13 protein-coding genes and 1 pseudogene are annotated in these 17,818 nt (G+C 55.3%); 4 read left to right on the top strand and 10 right to left on the bottom strand.

Annotated features, from left to right (window positions below; translation table 11 throughout):
- The 5 genes from tssE to tssA all read right to left on the bottom strand — a co-directional run bounded on the left by tssE (position 1) and on the right by tssA (position 4,785).
- Positions 1–420 (bottom strand): type VI secretion system baseplate subunit TssE, encoded by a 420-nt coding sequence (tssE, locus tag AACY52_RS25295; RefSeq protein WP_339560930.1) that lies wholly within the window; start codon positions 418–420, stop codon positions 1–3.
- Between the two features lie 70 nt (positions 421–490).
- Positions 491–979: an Hcp family type VI secretion system effector gene (locus tag AACY52_RS25290; protein WP_339560929.1), complete on the bottom strand. Its 489-nt coding sequence runs from the start codon at positions 977–979 to the stop codon at positions 491–493.
- Positions 980–1,145: 166 nt separating this feature from the next.
- Positions 1,146–2,630, bottom strand: coding sequence for a type VI secretion system contractile sheath large subunit (gene tssC / locus AACY52_RS25285; protein ID WP_339560928.1), 1,485 nt, complete (start codon positions 2,628–2,630; stop codon positions 1,146–1,148).
- Positions 2,631–2,634: 4 nt separating this feature from the next.
- On the bottom strand, positions 2,635–3,132 hold the full coding sequence (gene tssB / locus AACY52_RS25280) for a type VI secretion system contractile sheath small subunit (RefSeq protein ID WP_339560927.1): 498 nt from the start codon (positions 3,130–3,132) through the stop codon (positions 2,635–2,637).
- Between the two features lie 90 nt (positions 3,133–3,222).
- Positions 3,223–4,785 carry a type VI secretion system protein TssA gene (tssA, locus tag AACY52_RS25275; RefSeq protein WP_339560926.1) on the bottom strand — a complete coding sequence of 521 codons (1,563 nt, stop codon included), beginning with the start codon at positions 4,783–4,785 and terminating at the stop codon, positions 3,223–3,225.
- 675 nt (positions 4,786–5,460) lie between these two features.
- Here tssA and AACY52_RS25270 point away from each other — a divergent pair.
- Positions 5,461–5,961, top strand: a pseudogene (locus tag AACY52_RS25270) (IS5 family transposase); the annotation flags it as partial.
- Here AACY52_RS25270 and AACY52_RS25265 read toward each other — a convergent pair.
- The 4 genes from AACY52_RS25265 to AACY52_RS25250 form a co-directional block, all read right to left on the bottom strand.
- Positions 5,903–6,055 (bottom strand): hypothetical protein, encoded by a 153-nt coding sequence (locus tag AACY52_RS25265; RefSeq protein WP_339560945.1) that lies wholly within the window; start codon positions 6,053–6,055, stop codon positions 5,903–5,905. The pseudogene AACY52_RS25270 and the gene AACY52_RS25265 sit on opposite strands and share 59 nt — an antisense overlap.
- A gap of 95 nt (positions 6,056–6,150) precedes the next feature.
- Positions 6,151–7,287, bottom strand: coding sequence for a ShlB/FhaC/HecB family hemolysin secretion/activation protein (locus AACY52_RS25260; RefSeq protein ID WP_339560925.1), 1,137 nt, complete (start codon positions 7,285–7,287; stop codon positions 6,151–6,153).
- Between the two features lie 195 nt (positions 7,288–7,482).
- Positions 7,483–9,135, bottom strand: a complete 1,653-nt coding sequence (locus AACY52_RS25255) for a ShlB/FhaC/HecB family hemolysin secretion/activation protein (protein WP_339560924.1) — start codon at positions 9,133–9,135, stop codon at positions 7,483–7,485.
- Positions 9,136–9,138: 3 nt separating this feature from the next.
- A complete protein-coding gene (locus AACY52_RS25250; protein ID WP_339560923.1) occupies positions 9,139–13,188 on the bottom strand; it encodes a GLUG motif-containing protein in 4,050 nt (1,349 codons plus the stop codon).
- 420 nt (positions 13,189–13,608) lie between these two features.
- On the opposite strand from AACY52_RS25250, the gene AACY52_RS25245 reads away from it, so the two are divergent.
- Together AACY52_RS25245 and AACY52_RS25240 are read left to right on the top strand one after the other, a co-directional pair.
- Positions 13,609–14,298, top strand: a complete 690-nt coding sequence (locus AACY52_RS25245) for a response regulator transcription factor (RefSeq protein WP_339560922.1) — start codon at positions 13,609–13,611, stop codon at positions 14,296–14,298.
- Between the two features lie 74 nt (positions 14,299–14,372).
- Complete coding sequence (locus AACY52_RS25240; protein ID WP_339560921.1) at positions 14,373–16,109, top strand: ATP-binding protein; 1,737 nt, start codon at positions 14,373–14,375, stop codon at positions 16,107–16,109.
- A gap of 214 nt (positions 16,110–16,323) precedes the next feature.
- On the opposite strand, the gene AACY52_RS25235 is transcribed toward AACY52_RS25240, so the two are convergent.
- A complete protein-coding gene (locus tag AACY52_RS25235; protein WP_339560920.1) occupies positions 16,324–16,482 on the bottom strand; it encodes a hypothetical protein in 159 nt (52 codons plus the stop codon).
- Between the two features lie 337 nt (positions 16,483–16,819).
- On the opposite strand from AACY52_RS25235, the gene AACY52_RS25230 reads away from it, so the two are divergent.
- Positions 16,820–17,473 (top strand): response regulator, encoded by a 654-nt coding sequence (locus AACY52_RS25230; RefSeq protein WP_339560919.1) that lies wholly within the window; start codon positions 16,820–16,822, stop codon positions 17,471–17,473.
- Positions 17,474–17,818 lie beyond the last annotated feature (345 nt).

Below are 17,818 nucleotides of genomic sequence, written 5' to 3'. Positions count from 1 at the left end.
TTAGCGCATCGCCAGGGAAACACGACCGTCGGAAGACACCCGCGTTGCTAAGTGGATAGAAATATCCCGGTCGTCGATCATTACTAAACCCTCTAGGCTGAAACTCAGCGACAGCACTTCCTGAGAGCCTTCAGCGACTAGGATGCGCGGAGACTTCAACCGAGGTTCGTAGCGCGCGATCATGCGGGTCATGTTCTCCATGATCTGCGTAGTCTCGCCGGTAGCAAAGGAACCAGCCAGATTGGTGAAATCAGGGACGCCAAAATCGACGTCAATTGGAACGCTACCGCGTCTGGTATTGAGGATCCGCTGCAGATGATTGAGGATCGATTGCGTCAGCACTTCGGCCTGGGTCAGGTGAGAACGCGCGGTATCAGCCTCAAGCATGATGATGCGCTCCAACAATCGCTTCTCTTTCAATGCACTACACCCTCATGAGCGGGAAAAACGCCGCCCTGAAAAAGAGCGGCGACCGCAGCGTCTTTGTTGCTTATGCCTTCGGAGCCAACCAAGAGTCTTCTGCCTCAATGCCATCCGGCACCCAAGTCCAGACGATTTTCTCGTAGGTCAGACCAATATCTTCCATATGGCCCATTTGTTTGAACTCAGGATTGAGCACATTCGGCACCCAAGTACGGGCCGAAACCAGTACAGCATTGCTCAGGGTGATGGTGTAATACTTTTCTTCAGTACCTTTTGGAGAAATCCGGTAGAACTCCAAGGTGACGGTCTTGAGTTGCTCACCAGAAGTCAGGGCCTGACACAGTTTTGGCGAGGACTTGTCAAGTTCTTTGGTCAGCGTAATACCTTGATGGACACGCTTACCGGCTGGCAGACCGGTCTGCGGGTTTTTAGGTATGTCCACCAGGTGCTCGACCGCCTGCACCATAATCATTCCAACGTGACCCGCAACGGCGCACGAACCTTCGATTTTGCCTTGATTTTGACCTTCAATGCTGAGATAGCATGGCATTGGCATAACTTACTTCTCCTAAAAAATCAATTAACCATACAGTATTAACAGCGCCCAGAAGTTTGGTTTACCTGTTTCGCTGCGTTGTCCCTATTTTAAGCAAACCCTGAGGGTATAACCCTCAGGTGAACACCTGAATTTAAAAATCGGGGTTCTAAAACGCCGATATACTTCAAGACTTGTCGAGCTTGCCGACTAAAGACAAGGTGAAAGAAGCCCCCATGTACTTGAAGTGCGGACGCACTTTCAATCCAACGCGGTACCAGCCTGGATCACCCTCAACATCACTGACGGTAATTTCTGCCTGGCGCAATGGACGACGACTGCGAACACCGGCAGCCGGATTGTCCATATCGGCTACGTATTGGCGAATCCAAGTATTAAGTTCAGTTTCTAGGTCGCCCCGCTCTTTCCAAGTACCGATGTTTTCGCGCTGAATGACTTTGATATAATGCGCAAGGCGACTGACCACAAATATATAGGGCAGTTGAGTGCCGAGCTTGTAGTTTAGTTCAGCTTCCTTGCCTTCCTTGTCATTACCAAAGTATTTTGGCCGCTGACATGAGTTGGCAGAGAAAAATGCCGCGTTATCAGTGTTCTTGCGCATGGTAAGCGCAATGAAACCCTGCTCGGCCAGTTCAAACTCGCGCCGCTCGGAGATGAGCACTTCGGTCGGAATCTTGGTCTGGGTCTCACCCATTGCGTCATAGTTGTAAATCGGCAGATCGCCGACAGTACCACCACCCTGCGGGCCGATCACGTTTGCACACCAGCGGTACTGGGCAAAGCTATCGGATAGGCGACTTGCGAACGCAAACGCCGCATTACCCCAAAGAAAATCCTTATTTCCACCACTGACATTCTCGTTGTAACGGAACGTCTTGGACGGCACCGTATTCTCACCATAGGGTGTACGCAACAGGAAGTGCGGCAAGGTCAGACCAACGAAGCGCGCATCATCACTTTCACGGAACGCGTTCCATTTAGTGAATTGCGGGCCTTCAAAGACAGCATTCAGGTCTTTGAGATTTGGCAGTTCAGCAAAACTTTCAACGCCGAAAAACTGCGGGCCAGCCGCGGCAATGAAAGGTGTATGGGACATGGCAGATATCGAAGCCAGGGATTGCAGCAGCTTCATATCCTGCGTACCAGGATTGAACTCGTAGTTACCGATGATTGAGCCAAACGGCTGGCCGCCGAATTGACCAAACTCAGCGGTATAGACTGCTTTATAAAGACCTGAACGAGTGATTTCCGGGGCGTCTTCAAAATCTTCAAGCAACTTCTGCTTGGAGACGCTGAGGATTTCTAGCTTATTATTCTCACGAAAATCAGTACGATCGACCAAAAACTTCAGTGAGCGCCACGAGGATTCCAACTTCTGGAAGTTCTCGTTATGCATGATCGCATCAACCTGACGGCACAGCTTGGCATCCAAGTTGGCGATCATGTCATCGATAAGACCTGCACTGACCTTCTCGGCTTGACGTGCAGGCTCAAGCAACTCGGTAACAAAGGCTTCAAGGCCGTGGCGGGTCACCGCATAAGCTTCATCGCCCGGCTTAATGCGGGTAGCCTCTACCAACTGATCCAGCAATGATAGCGTTTCAACCGCCTGCCCGCCGCTCTCTGGAGCCTGACTCTTCTCTTCACTCATGGAATTACTCCTTGTCCTTTACGCCCAGCTCACCGAGCAAACGCTCGCGCGCGCCGTCATCATTCATCAGTGCTTGCAACTGCTTACGGAACTCCGGCAGGTTGCCCATTGGCCCTTTGAGGGCCTTGAGCGAATCACGCAAAGCGATCAATTGCTGCAGTTCCGGGACCTGGTCGACAATGGCGTCGGGCTCAAAATCACGTAGCGACTGAAACTTCAGCGAAACAGGCATCTGCTCGTCTTCCGGAGCGTTCTCCGATAAGCGATTAGGCACTGCCAGCGTCAAATTAAGGTTTTGCCCCTTAAGCACGTCAGTGAAGTTGTCCTTATCGACGCGAATCGGCTTCATATCCTCTAACGGAGTTTCGTCATCATGCAGAGTGAAATCGCCAATCACTAATTGCTTAAGCGGCAGCTCGACCTGCTCCTGAGCGCCCCCAGTGTCAGATTTATAAACAATGTTGACGCGCTCTTTAGGCGCGACTGAACCTTCACTAGCCATCTACATACACTCCTGCTTAAAGACGCTTCTAAAAAGCGGCATGGGGGGGAAATCAAAAAGGCTTAACCTCGCTTATCTATACCTGGGTTATCAATCATCACTTGCAGGAGAACCGGACAAGCGCCAGAAGGCCGGCAAGTCAATTGAGGCCAATTGCTCAGTCCACAATGTTCTCGAGCCACCATCGCCATACACGAGAGCTAACTCCAATACAGGTCTTACTAACTCCGGCTCCCAGCGGTCCAACCCCAGAGACCGAGCCTCCTGAAGTAAAACATCTAGGGCGACATACAATTGCGCGCGCGAGTCAAAACGGTGCAGCAACTCACATTGCGCACGGCGCAGACGAAAACGATCTCGACCATTCCCAGCCTCGCGCAAGGCATCTTGCAAACTGACCATGGCTTCGTTAAGCCGTCCCTCGGCAGCACTCGTTCCAGCCTCATCAATCAAGGCCTGAACCCCATCGCTCACACCGCCGCCGATGGATACCGAGACCAAGCCTTCGATCCAACTGCGAGTAGCACCGTCGGCAAATGGCTGACCATCTGAAAAGGTCAGCTCGGGAAGAACAGGTATTCGAGCGAGTAAATTTCGCACTTCCTGTGTCAAGCTCGCTGCCGCCGCAGCAGCACTTGCACCTAATTTCGACAGCGCAACATGACTGGCACGATTGAGATCCAACCAATATGGATACGCTATCAAGCGCTCCTCGCAGAAGCGCACCACATCAAGCGGCTCACCGCCGACCTGAACCCGCAGAAAAGTATCCACCTGACTCTCGGGCGGCGCTGGCAAACGTGTGGCATTACCTGTAGAAGGCGGTGCCTGATCCAGAGTGATCCAAGCCATCTGCCGATTCAATCGAAACAACAGCGGTAAAGTGCAGCGATTCTGTACACAGAACTCAATTAACGGAGTGAGCGACGAAAACACATCATTGATAGCCTTTTCGACCGACTCATCGCTATCCAAATTGCCAATCACTTGGTGCGCAGGCGCAAGGAGTAACGCAGAGTCTGACGCCTTGGCAGCCCCCACAGGCGCATGCCCAGCACCACTATTATCTGCTTGCGATACAGGCTCAGTTACAACAGCCGGCACCTCAACTATGGCCTGCACCGGCAATTCAGTAATAAGGCGGCGCAGACGAAAGAAACTTGGTCCATCATCATCTCGTTCGCGCCAGAATACATCAATGGCATCCCAGTCATCCAACAGACCGGCCAACTGTGCGCCTGGAACGGGTTCCAGCCCCTCACTTAGTCGAACTTCAAGCCAGTCGAGCATCCACTGCGCCTGATTGCGCCTAGCCCGAAGACGAGCCAGTGGGGGCGTAAAGCTATCCCAATAGTTCTCCAGCAAACCACGTAACACATGAGCACCTGTCGCCAGACCATCCGTACCTCGCACCACTGTCCAGGCGCAAAGCAACCATATAGCGACTGTCAGATCCTTGCCTTCTTCGAGCAAAATCTTACTGCAAGCAGCAGCAACCTTTGTCCAATCAACCCCGCTCTGCGAATGGATGCTACTAAGCTTGTCTATCTCAGCTTGGGCCCGCGCAAAAACAACACCGTCGCGAGGGCTAACACCGACCGGATTTGCGTCACTGATTGGGAATGCGCCTAACTCTTCGTCCGGAGTAGTCATCTAAAAATTCACACCTAAAAACATACCAATTCGAATAATCTTGGTGACCGACGATTAATCAGATAGCCAGATCCGCACATTGATGTGAATATCATGATATACCCCCCACAAACACACGTTACACCTAGCAGTCAGAACCCTGCAGATAGCAATCTCTACCACTTCAAGCTCCCGAACGCACTCACTCAGAAGCATCATTACAATCTTGAATTTCAAAAAATATGGCGGACCACAAATAGAAAACCGCCTTATAGATACCTATATATGTGACAACTTTATGATCACACTATAAAAATACTTCCCTTGCAACCACGCCATCAAATACTTGAAGTACCCCCCCCCGCAAAGCCCGTTCATGAACCTTACGTAGAGCAATAGACTTTTCTGCTTATCAGTATCCACCTGAAACATACACCTTCAAAAATAAAAAGGTGCTCAGCCAATCTAAATCAAGCTTCACTTCGTTTACTACTCATCGATATCGAACCCATTATAAAATTACGAACAAACCTAAAAAACTTCCAGCAACTATTAGTAGCTGAGGATATTGGCTCGATTTTGATTTCTTACGCAGTGAATGAAAATCAGGTGAACACCTGAATCACTAGGAAAACTCTGAAAAAGACTTCCTAATTTGGCAAAATCTCCGGACGCCAGTCGCCGAGGTTTTCGATGATGAAACAGATGACTTTCGCCGATGCCGAGTACGCCGGTAAGCGCAAGCAGACCCGCAAGGAATTGTTAATGATCGAGATGGATCGGGTCTTACCTTGAAGGGGTTTGATTGCGCTGATCGAACCTCATTACCCGAAGGGCGAAGGTGGTCGTCCGGCCTATGCTTTGATGGCGATGCTGCGGGTTCATCTCATGCGGAACTGGTTCGGTTACAGCGATCCTGCGATGGAAGAAGCGCTGTAAGAGACGACGATCTTGCGCCAGTTTTCCGGTCTGAGCCTGTAGCGGATCCAAGATGAAACTACCATCCTCAACTTCCGTCGCCTGCTGGAAAAGCACGAGTTGGCCGCTGGTACTCTCGGCGTTATCAATGGCTATCTTGGCACCCGTGGCTTGTCGCTTCGACAAGCAACCATCGTCGATGCCACGCTGGTTCATACGCTCAGTTCGACCAAGAACAAGGACGGAAAACGCGATCCTGAAATGCATCAGACCAAGAAGGCACCACCTGATCCATCTCGATCAAGAACAACTCTTTGCGGGCCTGCTCACGCTTGCCGGCGTACTCGGCGTCAGCGACCGTCATCTGCTTCATCGGAAAACTCGGCGGCTGGAGTCTTGGTATTTTGCGAAAATCAAGAAGTCTTCTTCAGAATTTCCTTAAATCCCTCTTGATGCGGTACCAAAGAATCAGAAACTGTAAGCCAACTGTGCCCATATCCGAGGCTGATGATCGGCGTTGCTCTGCGCGTCATGGTTGCTGATCTTCCAGACTGTCAACGCGCTGACGCTCCAGGCGCGGGTTGACCATTTCGTCCCAAAGCCTGCTCCTGACAGGCGGCGCGGCGCGGTGTCATTGAACAGGCTAGGAGTATTCAGCCGTGCCTCGCCGTGATCGGCGAAGGTAACCAGTTGCCAGGTATCAGTCAGGGCGTAGCGTAGTTCGACGCTGGCGAGCCAGCCGCTGTCGCCGAATGCGGCAGCTTGGTTTGCGGCGCGCACGCCGAACACGCCGCCGATATAGGTTTTTTCCGAGTCGTCCAGATTGTCATCCGTCCACTGGCCCTGGGCGCGCACATAAAGAGCCAGGCGCCCGACTAATTGCTGCAGGCGGGCCAGATTGGCACGCAGCACGCGGAAATGGCCTGGATCGGCCCTGCCGGCCAGAGAGTAGGGCGAGCCGTCGATATTCAGGCTACCCTCGCTCCAGCTCAGAGCAAGGGTCGTTGTAGCGCCGTTCAACCAATGGTCGCGAACGGTACCGGAGAGTCCGTAATTGAATACGCGGGAGCGTTTTTTACTGTTTATAGACAGCAGCCCAATCTCATCTTGCAGGTGTTTTTCGTCGAACTGCAGCCGCGCCTTGAGGGTGAACGCCTCGTTTTCAAGCAGCGGTTGGATGATGAATACACTGGCCGTACGAGTTTTACCTTTGGCGGCGAGTATTTCCAGTTCGTCGCCCAATGAGTAGGACAAGTCCGACAGAATAACCCCCACCTTGCTGGCCCATGGGCCGACGCCTAGGCTATAAGCGCCCCAGTGGTAATGCCCCGCTTCGGCCGAGCCCATGCTTCGCAGACTCAGCAGATCGCTTTGGTCAAGCAGGCCATGCAGGTTGATCGCGCTGGCGAGTCGGGCCTGGTCGGCTTTGCCACCAAAGTTGTCCAGCGCCACGCCGCCACTGATAAAAGGCATCGCACTCAGCTCATCCGGCGGATCGTAGGTGGTGTCGCCCAGCGTCAGGCTGGTGCGCGATGGCAGGTCGGCGATTTCCTGGAAGGGCAGCAACTGCGCTGCGGTGGCGTTAGTAAGACAAGGAAAAGACAAAACACATAATGCGGACAACAGGCTGCAAGCCAGGCGCATATCAGGCATACCGTAATGATCGCTGGAGCGAAGCAAGATATGGCTTTGTGCCATCCCTGCGCAAGCCCCTACTGGATGATTCCGGTTAGACCGCTATGTGTGCCCCCCCCAAGCCCGGATTGCGCCAGCAGCTTATCCGAGCTCAGGAGCCGGTTACTAAAAGAACTTCACCACCTGCGCCCACACCCGCGGGCTGCGCTCGACGTCGCTTTGCGCGTCGGCGTTGCCCAGCTTCCACGCGGCGACGGTGTTGATCTGCCAGCCGTACGCGGACCAGCGTGCGCCGACGCCTGCCGCCGAGAGGCTGCGGTGGTTTTCGCCGTTGCTCCAGGTGTCCTTGTTCAGGCGCACTTCGCCATGATCGGCGAAGGTGCTGAGCTGCCAGGCATCGGTCAGCGCATAACGCAGTTCGAGGTTGGCCAGCCAGCCCTGGTCGCCGGACGCTTCACCCTGCGGGTAAGCACGCACGCCGTAGGCACCACCGAGGCTGATCTTCTCCGAACTGTCCAGGTTGCCGTCGGACCACTGGCCTTGCAGTTGACCGTACAGGCTGAAGCGCTCGCTCAGGCGTTGCAGGCGCACCAGGCTCGGGTTGATCTTGTTGAACTGGCCGCGTGTGCCGGCGGTGAGGTCGTCGCTACGTTTGGCTACAGCGCCGTCGATATTCAGGCTGCCCTGGCTCCAGGCCAGGGCGAAGCTGCTGACGCCCCCCCCGAACAGGATGTCGCGGCTGTTGCCGCTGAGAGTCGTAGTGATCATGCGTGAGCGCTTGTCGCTCTTGCTGTCGAACAGGTCGATATCATCCTTAAGGCGCTTGTCGTCGAATTGCACTTGCGTATACAGGGAGAAATCGCGGCTGCGTACCAACGGCTGGATCGCGTACAGGCTGGTAATCCGCGCATTGCCGTGGGCCTTGAGGTCGGCGAAATTCTTGGCCAGTTCGTAGTCCATGTCCGAATAGGCCACGCCCACCTGAGTGGCCCAAGGGCCAATCGGCAATTGATAGGCGATGCGCCCGTATTGTTGGTCTTCATTCGAACCCATGGCGCGCAGCGACAAGCGATCGCCCAAGCCCAGCGGGCTGTTGACGTTGAGCGTGCCGCCCAGGCGGTACTCGCCAGTAAAACGGTTGCCGTAGTTGTCGGCATCCACCGAACCGGACAGCAACGGGCCGGGTTGCACGTCCACCAGCAGGTCGGTGGCACCGACTGATGCTCCTGGCTTGAGAGTGGATTTCACCTCCACCCCTGGCGTGTCGGATAGCAACAGCAGGCTGCGTTCCAGTGACGTGCTGCGCACGGCATCACCGCTCTTGAGATCTGAGAGGGGGGCGAGCGCCGCGCCTGTAACCCGTGAGGTGTTGTTTAGCGCGACATCGCCGTAGCGGCCTTCCATCACCGCAATCTGTACCACGCCGCCGTCGATCTCCTGCGCCGGAATATAAGCCCGCGCCAGCGGGTAGCCGCGCTCGCGGTACGCCAGGGTGATGCGGTTGGCAGCGGCCTGCAATTCGCCGAGCACAACTGTGCGGCCTTGCAGATCGCTGAGCAGGGGCAATAACGTCTCGCTGGCGATGGCACTGTTGCCTTGCAGGATAAAGCCCCTGACTTGCAGGCTCGGCCCGCTGGCGGTCGCCTCGGTCGAGGGGGCATCAGGCAGGTTCAGTTCCAGACGTTGCTTGCCCGGCAGTTGCAGCGGGCGCTGATCGATGTTCTGTTGCGACTGGCCCGCGTCCGGCAGGCTGGCTGCGACCACGGACAACGACAACAGGGAAACAGCACTGCCGATCAGTGAATGAACAAAACGCATGAGTCAAATTCCTTCTGGCAGGCGAATGCCCTGGTTGATGACCTGCAGGCTCGTGACTTCAGCCAGCGGGTTAGTCATCAGCGTCTGCGGATCCTTGACCTCAGGCTCGCTGGCCTGTTGTGGGGCTTTTGTTAAAACGGTTTGTCCATTCGACACCAGCACGCCGATATAGGGCGGGGTGCTGGCCATGGTCGGTTCACTTGCCGCCGCGCGAACCAGCAAGGTGCCGTTTTGGTAGCGGATGCCGTAGTTGCTCAAGGCTGCGCCGATAGCGTTGCTGACGACGATGGAATAGCTGCCAGCAGCAGCCGTTGTGGGTTGGCCAAGGCTGTACAGGCTGACGGCACTAATGCTGTCGTTACCCACTAGGCCGCTGGCTCTGTATCCGTTCAAGGCGATGCTTTGCCCGGCGACTTTGCTGGTGTCATTAGCGGTGATGGTGAGGCCTGCCTTCCTAATACTGGCGGTCAGCCCGCTCGGTTGGGTGAGGACGTAGTTACCAGCATCGCCCCCGACCAGACTGTAACCCGACACTGCCACCGATTTGTTGGCACCGGCATTCTTGTTCGCAAAGCTGCCCGTGCCGTTACCTGCCAGGGTGACCTTGTCACCGTCGACCTGGCCGGAGTAGGCAACGTTCGGGGTGTTGAGAATGGCTGAGGTGCTGGCGTCATAGGTTTTATCCAACGCGCTAATGCCGGTCAAGGTGAGTCCTTTGGGAGTCACGGTATAGCTGCTGCCGGCGGTGCTCAGGTTGTAGTTGCGAGCCAGGCCTCCATTGCTGCTGCTACCCAGGCTCAGTCCAGTGGTGCTGGCGAGCGCCGCACCCTTTTGCACGTTTTTGCTAGTCAAATTCGAGGCGTCGCCCACGCCTGTGACGGTAAACGTCTGCCCGCCCACGCCGGCCGCCGTCAGCGTGCTGCCCGCGACTGATGTGGCTCCGTCGTAGATCTTGGTACCGGAGAGAGTGACATTGGCCTTGCTGATGGTCAGGCTAGCGTCGGCATAGTTGATGTCGTAGCCCTGCTGGTCCGAGTACAGGCCGCTGAGAAGCAACGAACCATCGGCATACCTGTAAGTCCCGGCGTTTTCGCTATTGCTCTTATAATGCAGGTTGCCCAGGATCTTGCTGGTGTCGAGGTTGCCGCCCAAGCTGCTGGTATAGGAGGTAGTTGTGCCCGTGGCGGCAGTGCCGTCATAGATTTTACTGCCGCCGCTGGCATCGGCGTTGAGCGTCACGGACTTGAGGAAGCTTCGCAGCAACGGGCCGCTATAGCCGTCGTAGATGCGCCAGACCGCACCCGAGCCGCCCGTACTGGCGATACTCCAGCCTGTGAATGTCGAGGTTTGGGTCAGTTCTGCCCAGGTTTTGCCAGTGCCATGCGTATTGCCGCTGAACACACCGGTAGTTTTACCACCGTTGTTGATCTCATCTTTATTGGCAGCGGTAGTGGCGTAAAAGCTGTTGCTGATGGTTCCGTTTTCGTTTTCTCCGATCAGCCCTCCGACTTGCCTATTGCCCTCGACGCTGCCGGTAGCATAGGCATTGCTGATCGCTCCCCCGTTATAGTTATATCCGACCAGCCCTCCGACGTAGTTAAAGCCTTTGACGCTGCCGGTGGCATAGGCATTGCTGATGCTTCCGATCTCCTGGAGCCCTACTAGACCTCCGACAACGAGTACGCCTTTGACGCTGCCGGAGGCATAGGCATTGCTGATGCTTCCGGTATTTAATCCGACCAGTCCTCCGACCTGTGTATTGCCGTCGACATTGCCGGTAGCAAAGACGTTACTGATCGTTCCCTTGTTTGATCCGACCAACCCTCCTAAGCCAGTATAGTCCCCATTTGTGTTTTTCTTGACTCCGCCGAGGGCATAGGAGTCTATGATTTTTCCATAGTTTAATCCGACCAACCCTCCGACCTGTGTATTGCCGTTGACATTGACGTTGGCATACGCATTGCTGATGCTTCCGGTATTTAATCCGACCAACCCTCCGACCTGTGTATTGCCGTTGACAATGCCGTCTACGGAAGGCTCGACGTAGGCGTTGCTGATGCTTCCTTGGCTATATCCGACCAGTCCTCCTACTTCGCCTAAAGAGCCCGTGACGCTGCCGGACGCATAGGCAGTGTTGAGGAGTCCCTTATTATACTGGTGTCCGACTAGCCCTCCGACCTCCCGTTGACCCTTGACGTTGCCGGTGGCATAGGCATTGCTTATGCTTCCCTCTTCTTGTAATCCGACCAGCCCTCCGACCCCAACTTCGCCCTCGACGCTGCCGGTAGCATCGGCGTTACTGATGGTTCCGCGGCTCAGTCCGACCAGCCCTCCTACCCAATATCTGCCCTTTACGTCGACACCCACCAGACCAATATCTCGAATCACACTGCCGTTGCTGGTAGAGCCGAATAAGCCGACGAAGTTGGCCTTGTCGAGGTTGATGGTGAGTTTTCTGAGGGTATGGCCGAGGCCGTCGAAGCGTCCGGCGAAACGTTCGCTAGCTTTGTCGTCACCACCACCAACCGAATTCCAGCTGCTGATGCTCTCCAGGTCGATATTGCTACCCACGGCATAGTTGCCAGCCAGGTTCTTATTCATGTCCTGCAGCGCAGTGGCATCATTAACCACGGTGTAGTTGATTACCGCGCCCGTCGAGCCTTTCTGGGTGTTGAAGTTTTCGCCGCTTTGCAGGTTGATAGGGGCCTTGATGTGGTAGTCCGACGTGCCGCCAGCGGCGGTGGCCTGGCCGTACTTCAAGGCGACTTTGCCGCTGAGGTGCTGGGCGGTGATGGCGGCGTTTATATTGATACTGTTATGGGCGCTCAACGTCAGCATGGTGCCTGCATTCCAGGTCACGGCGGCGTTGACGTTAATATTCCCGGCTTCGTTGCCAGTGGCGGCCGTTTGCAGGATCATATTATTCGTCGCCAAGTTGCTGGAAAGCGTATCGGCACCAATGCCGCTGTTAGTTTTGCTCGCACTTCCAGCGCTGATAGTGAAGTCGGTCGGATCAATCAGCCAGGTGCCGGTCTTGCCCTTCGCCGCCTTGGTGGTGACTTTTGTGCCGTCAGCCACCTTGACGTGGGCACCGGAGGTCTCAATAAAGCCGCCATTGCCGCCGTTGGGCGCGCCGGCATCGAGGGTACCGGCCACTTGCACGGTGCCGCCGGCGAAGCTGCCGAGCAGGGCGATCTTGCCGTTCTTCTCGCCCAGGGTGTGCGCCTCGATCACGCCGGTGTTATTGACCACGGTCTTGAGCAAGGCGTCGCCGGCATTGGCGGTGAGCAGTACCTGGCCGCCGTCGGCTTTGATCAGTTGATGGTTTTCCACCAGGGCATCGACCACGGCCTCATCGACCTGCACGTTAAGCAGGCCATCACCGGCAAAATCCAGGGTGACCGCATTGCCAGCGGCCAAGGCCACGGTACCCTGGTTGGCGACGATGACGCCGTTGTTACTCACCGTGCCGCCGAGCAAGGCGATGCTGCCGCCGTCGGCTGCGGTGATGTGACCATTGTTGATGACGCTGGCGTTGCTGCCGCTGCCCTTGAATTTGTAGTTGCCGGCTGCGAAATCGCTGTCGCTGAGGTTCAGCGTGGAGGCCACCAGGCCGCCGACATTGACCTGTGCGCCAGCGCCGAACAGCACCCCGTTGGGGTTGATCAGGAACACCCGGCCATTGGCATCGAGCTGACCCATGATCTTCGAGCCATCGGCGCCCAGCACGCGGTTCAGCGCAATCGAGTCGCTGCCGTGCTGGTTGAAGGTCACTTTGTGGCCGGCGGCAATATCGAAGCTCTGCCAGTCGATGGCCAATTTGTTGCTGGTTTGGTCGATGACCATCTGGTTGGCGCTTGGTGTTTTGATCTGGCCACTGCCAGCCACCACATTGCCACCGCTGGGCAGGTCGGCAGCGATCGCCGTGAGCGGTAGCAACAGGGCCGCGGCAAGTATCGAACCTGCGCCCTTGCCGCGCTGGCGGGCGTGTTCATCCGTAACGCTCCATGTGGCGAGGCTTGGGTTCCAGACAAGGGCGTAGGTGCGGTTCATGTGTAATCCCTTTAACGATCAAGACCGACCGGTTGACCCAGGCACGTAGCGACAAAGGGCGAACCGGGAATATGGTACGCAGGTGGGTGCTGACCCGTAGACCTGACAATAAGGGGGGTATTGGACGTTAAGGCATGGCGAATGGCTATCACTGAAACTAGGTAATTCTGCCGGTTTTCTAGTGATGCGACTGCTGGCTGTGACGATGCCGAGCAATCACACAACCTGCCGAGCCCCCAAGATTCGCCGCTAAAGCGACTCCCGTGGCAGGCCCCGTTACCGCCCGTGAAATGAGGGTCAGCCGCAATCGAGAGTACACATGAACGCTAGGGCTATACCTGATTCTGGCGATAGGCGAGTGCCACTATTGCGTGGCACACTTGCCGCTCTTCATTGACCTGCTCCGAGAACCATTCGCTGATGTCGACCGCCAGTCTTGCTCCCGATGATGTTCTGCTGCCTGCGCCGGTGTTGGTCGTCGAGGACGATCGGCTCATGCGTCAGCGGTTGTCGCGGATACTGGATGAAATTGGTTATGCCCAGGAGGCGGTGAGGTTCTCGGTGAATCTGGCCGAAGCGCGCGCGCATGTCAGCCAGCAGCCGGTGGCGATGGTGTTGGTGGATCTGGGACTGCCGGATGGCAATGGTATGGAACTGATCCAAGAGTTACGTGTGCATGATCCGGCATTGTGGATTCTGGTGATTTCGGCCTGGAGCACCGAGGAAGCAATCCTCGGGGCGCTGCAGGCTGGAGCTACAGGGTATCTGCTCAAGGAACGTGATGATCTGGAGGTGAGCCTGTCGATTCGCAGCGCGCTACGCGGCGGTGCGCCGATCGACCCGTTCATCGCACGGCGCATTCTGGCCTTGCTGCCGAAGGTGCCGTTGCACACGCCTAACGACGCAGGCGAAGTAGAAGCGCTCAGCGCCCGCGAGAGCGAGATTCTCGAATGGGTTTCCCGGGGCTTGAGCAACCGGGAAATTGCCGATCAGTTGACCATTTCACGCTATACCGTCGAATGCCATATAAAACGGATTTACCGCAAGCTGGCCGTTTCCTCGCGGACTCGCGCGGTGAGCAAGGCTCGGCAACACGGCTTGTTGCCCTGACGCTACTGCTCACCCTGCTGCTTTGGTTTTCGAGCCTGGCACAGGCCAGCTGTCAGCCGATCATAAGCCAGGTAATGGCGGCCCCCGAGCGGGCCGGCGATGGCGTGCGCCCGCGCGAAGGCTGGCAGCCGGTGAGCCTGCCGGACCTGTGGCAACGCCACTGGCCCGGTTTCGGTGGGGCTGTTTGGTATCGACTGGATTGGCAGGCTGACTGCTCGGGTGAGTCGCTCGCGCTGAGTATCGATCGCATGGTCATGGCCGGTGAGCTATGGCTCAACGATGATCTGATCTGGCGTGACGAAAGCCTTGCCGAGCCCTTGTCGCGCAGTTGGAACATGCCGCGCTATTGGCTGTTGCCATCTTCCGGGCTGCGGCCGGTCAATACCCTGTGGGTTCGCTTGGTGGGCTCGGAGCATGCGGCCCCTGGTTTGGGGACGGTGCGTTTAGGCGCACCCGAGCAGGTCCGGCCTGAGTACCGACACCAGATGCTGCTGCAGCGTGAACTGATTTTTTTCACCTTGGTGATTTCACTGATGCTGGGCGTGCTGTTCCTGACGTTCTGGCTGCTGCGCCGTCAGGAACGTGCCTTCGGCTGGTTCGCGCTGGCTTCGCTGCTATGGACGGGTGGCCTGAGTAACATGCTGGTGACGTCATCCTGGCCATTCCCCAACGGTGAGGTGTGGGATCGTCTGGGGCTGATCTTGCTGACACTGTATTGCCCCGTGATATGCATGTACGCCTGGTCGTTCATTAGGTTACGTCGTGTAACTCTAACGCGAGGTATTTGGGGCTGGGCGATCGTATTTTCCCTGGTCGTGGTGGCGGTTCCGAAGGCATACATTTCGTTGATACAACTGGTGTCTGCTTTTTCACTCCGGCTGGTCCTGTTTACCATCTCTGCACAACTTCTCTGGTATAGCTGCCGGACGCGACAGGGCTACCTGATCCTGCTTGGGGCGTGCATGTCAGGCTTGGCCCTCTATGAGTTTCTCGCTTTTACTGGCGTGCTCAAGGCTCAAGAAGCCTATGTCCTGCTGTCGACGCCTTTTATCTGCGCAGTGATGTTCCTGGGCCTGGCTATGCGTTTCGCCAAGAGCCTGCATCGCATCGAACGCTTCAACGATGAGCTGCAGTCAAGCGTAGACAAAACACGCGCGGAGCTGACCGAAACACTGCAGCGCGAACATCAACTGGAAGCGGACAACATTCGCCTCAACGAGCGCCTGCGACTGACCCATGATTTGCATGACAGCCTGGGCAGCTCGTTGATGCGTTCGATCACCCGAATGGAGCATGGAGATAGGCTCAAGGACGCTCAGTTCCTGTCCGTGCTGAAGACGCTCCGCAGTGATCTTCGTGATGTGATCGACGGAACCTCTACGGTGCATTCATGGCAATCGCCGCAGGAGTGGCTGGCTCCGTCGCGGCGACGGTTCATCGACTTGCTCGACGATCTGGGCATCGAGTCGCACTGGAGCTTAGCGGAGCAATGGCCGGGCGATTTCTTGCCACAACAGTTGCTGGCACTTACGCGGTTTCTCGAAGAGGCCCTAACCAACGTCATCAAACACTCGAGTGCTACCCGCCTGGAAGTGGGCGTACGCGCCGAGAAGGAGAATGGCCTGAGCCTCTGGATACGCGACAACGGTCGGGGCTTTGCGGTGGGCGATGTGTTGGCCGCTAACGCAGGGATTGGCATGTGTAGCATGCGAATGCGCATAGAACGCATAGGGGGGGAGCTACGGATCAAGTCCCGCAAAGGCGAAACGCTGTTGAGCGCAACTATTTATGGCGGGCCGCTAGTCACATAGCACGTTTTGCTTGGGGCTCGTGTTGCAGGGTGGGGAATTCAAAGTGCCGACTATTGGCACACATTGTCTGAAAACGCCAAGGCTTCATCGTCTCAGGCCATCTACGTTCGTTAATTAGCTATCGCGAGGGCAATGCCGCGCGTCGCAGCGGGCGCTAACAGGAACACATCAGAACTGTTTTTAAGGCATCGGTGATAAGCCAGAACCAGCTTTTTTATGCCCACAGTGCCTTCGTCAATCCGTGCGCGCCGATTATTTTCGTGACCAATTTCATGTTGAATTCTAGAACATTCAAACTCACCTTCGCACTCATCCAAGCCTGCACCACACCATCCAGACGCAGCTCTTTAAGCTTTGTCATCAAGTAACGCATACCTCCTCAGTAACGCTTTGCCGTACGCGCCTCCAGCCAATCATGGCGGCAATGTTACCCATCCCGACTACTCGTACAAACTCCAAAAAACCGGGAAAATTACCTAATTTCAGTGATAGCCAGTCACCATACCGCAATATTCAATACCTTATTATTTTCAGAAATAGAGGCGTGTCAGCATCCACCTGCGCTCCTTGTTTTCCCGACTCGTCCTTTGTGGGCAAAGCGGCCGGCCTTGATCTTTAAAGGGATTTTACTTCTGAACACTTTGAAACAGTTACAGCCGGATTAAAGCGCCCTCTTCGATTTTGACATCTATAAAACTGGGTACGCGTTTATGAATATAGCGGACTACCGAATACTGTTGGTCGACGACCACAGAATTATCCTTGAAGGCTTGAGAGCTTTGCTCTGTGATGTGTCCGGACTGGTTATTATAGGTGAAGCAGAAAACGGTCGCGAGGCGATTACCGCGTGTCGCAACCTGCGGCCAGATCTAGTACTGATGGATCTGAACATGCCTTTGCTTGATGGTGTGTCTGCGCTAACCCTGATCCGTCAGCGTTGGCCACGCATACGGTTGATGGCGCTGACTTCCAATACTTCTGAGCGAAATGCGGCACGAATTCTTGATGTCGGGGCTGATGGATATGTGCTCAAACGCAGCAGGCGTGATGATCTTCTGCGCGCTATTGCCCAGATCCGCGCTGGGGGGATATACATAGATCGCGAATTGGATGCATTCCAAGTCGCTTCTTTACGAAGTTCCGGTGATTCCGTTGACGGGATGTCTCTGACTGATCGTGAACGCCAAATACTGAAGCTCGTTGCTGAGGGGTTGCGTAACCGTAATGTTGCTGAATTACTGTGTATTAGCTTGAAGACGGTGGAAACTCATCGACTGAATTTGATGAGGAAACTTGATGCGCATAATGCTGCTGACTTGACGCAATGGGCGTATCGTTTGGGACTGCTTGGATCTGATCAGTGAAACGCGCTCTCACTGAGTGAACCTACGAAAATTTGACAATGAATATTTAGCCAGGGATTGAAAACTTTATTGCTACGTACACATCGAGGTTTGCCACAAACAAACGATTGCTTTAACGATTAAAAGGCAAAGGCAAATTCTACTCTTGAGATAATTATTCTATTAGCGAAAGCTAAAGCAATTAAAAACTGCTTGAATTAACCCTGAAAACCCCCTTCTGAGCTCAAAGGTTAAATATTAGTTAAACACAGAAAAATCTAGTTTTTAACCGATCATATTTTGACCTCTACTACGGGGGGGGGGGGGGGGGGGGTAATAGCATATGAGTAGTCGCCAAAATAACAA

The organism is Pseudomonas sp. EA_65y_Pfl1_P113 (assembly GCF_963970525.1).
GTDB lineage: Bacteria > Pseudomonadota > Gammaproteobacteria > Pseudomonadales > Pseudomonadaceae > Aquipseudomonas > Aquipseudomonas tritici.
Note: the sequence above shows the minus strand (reverse complement) of the source record. Positions and strands in the feature narration are given on the sequence as shown.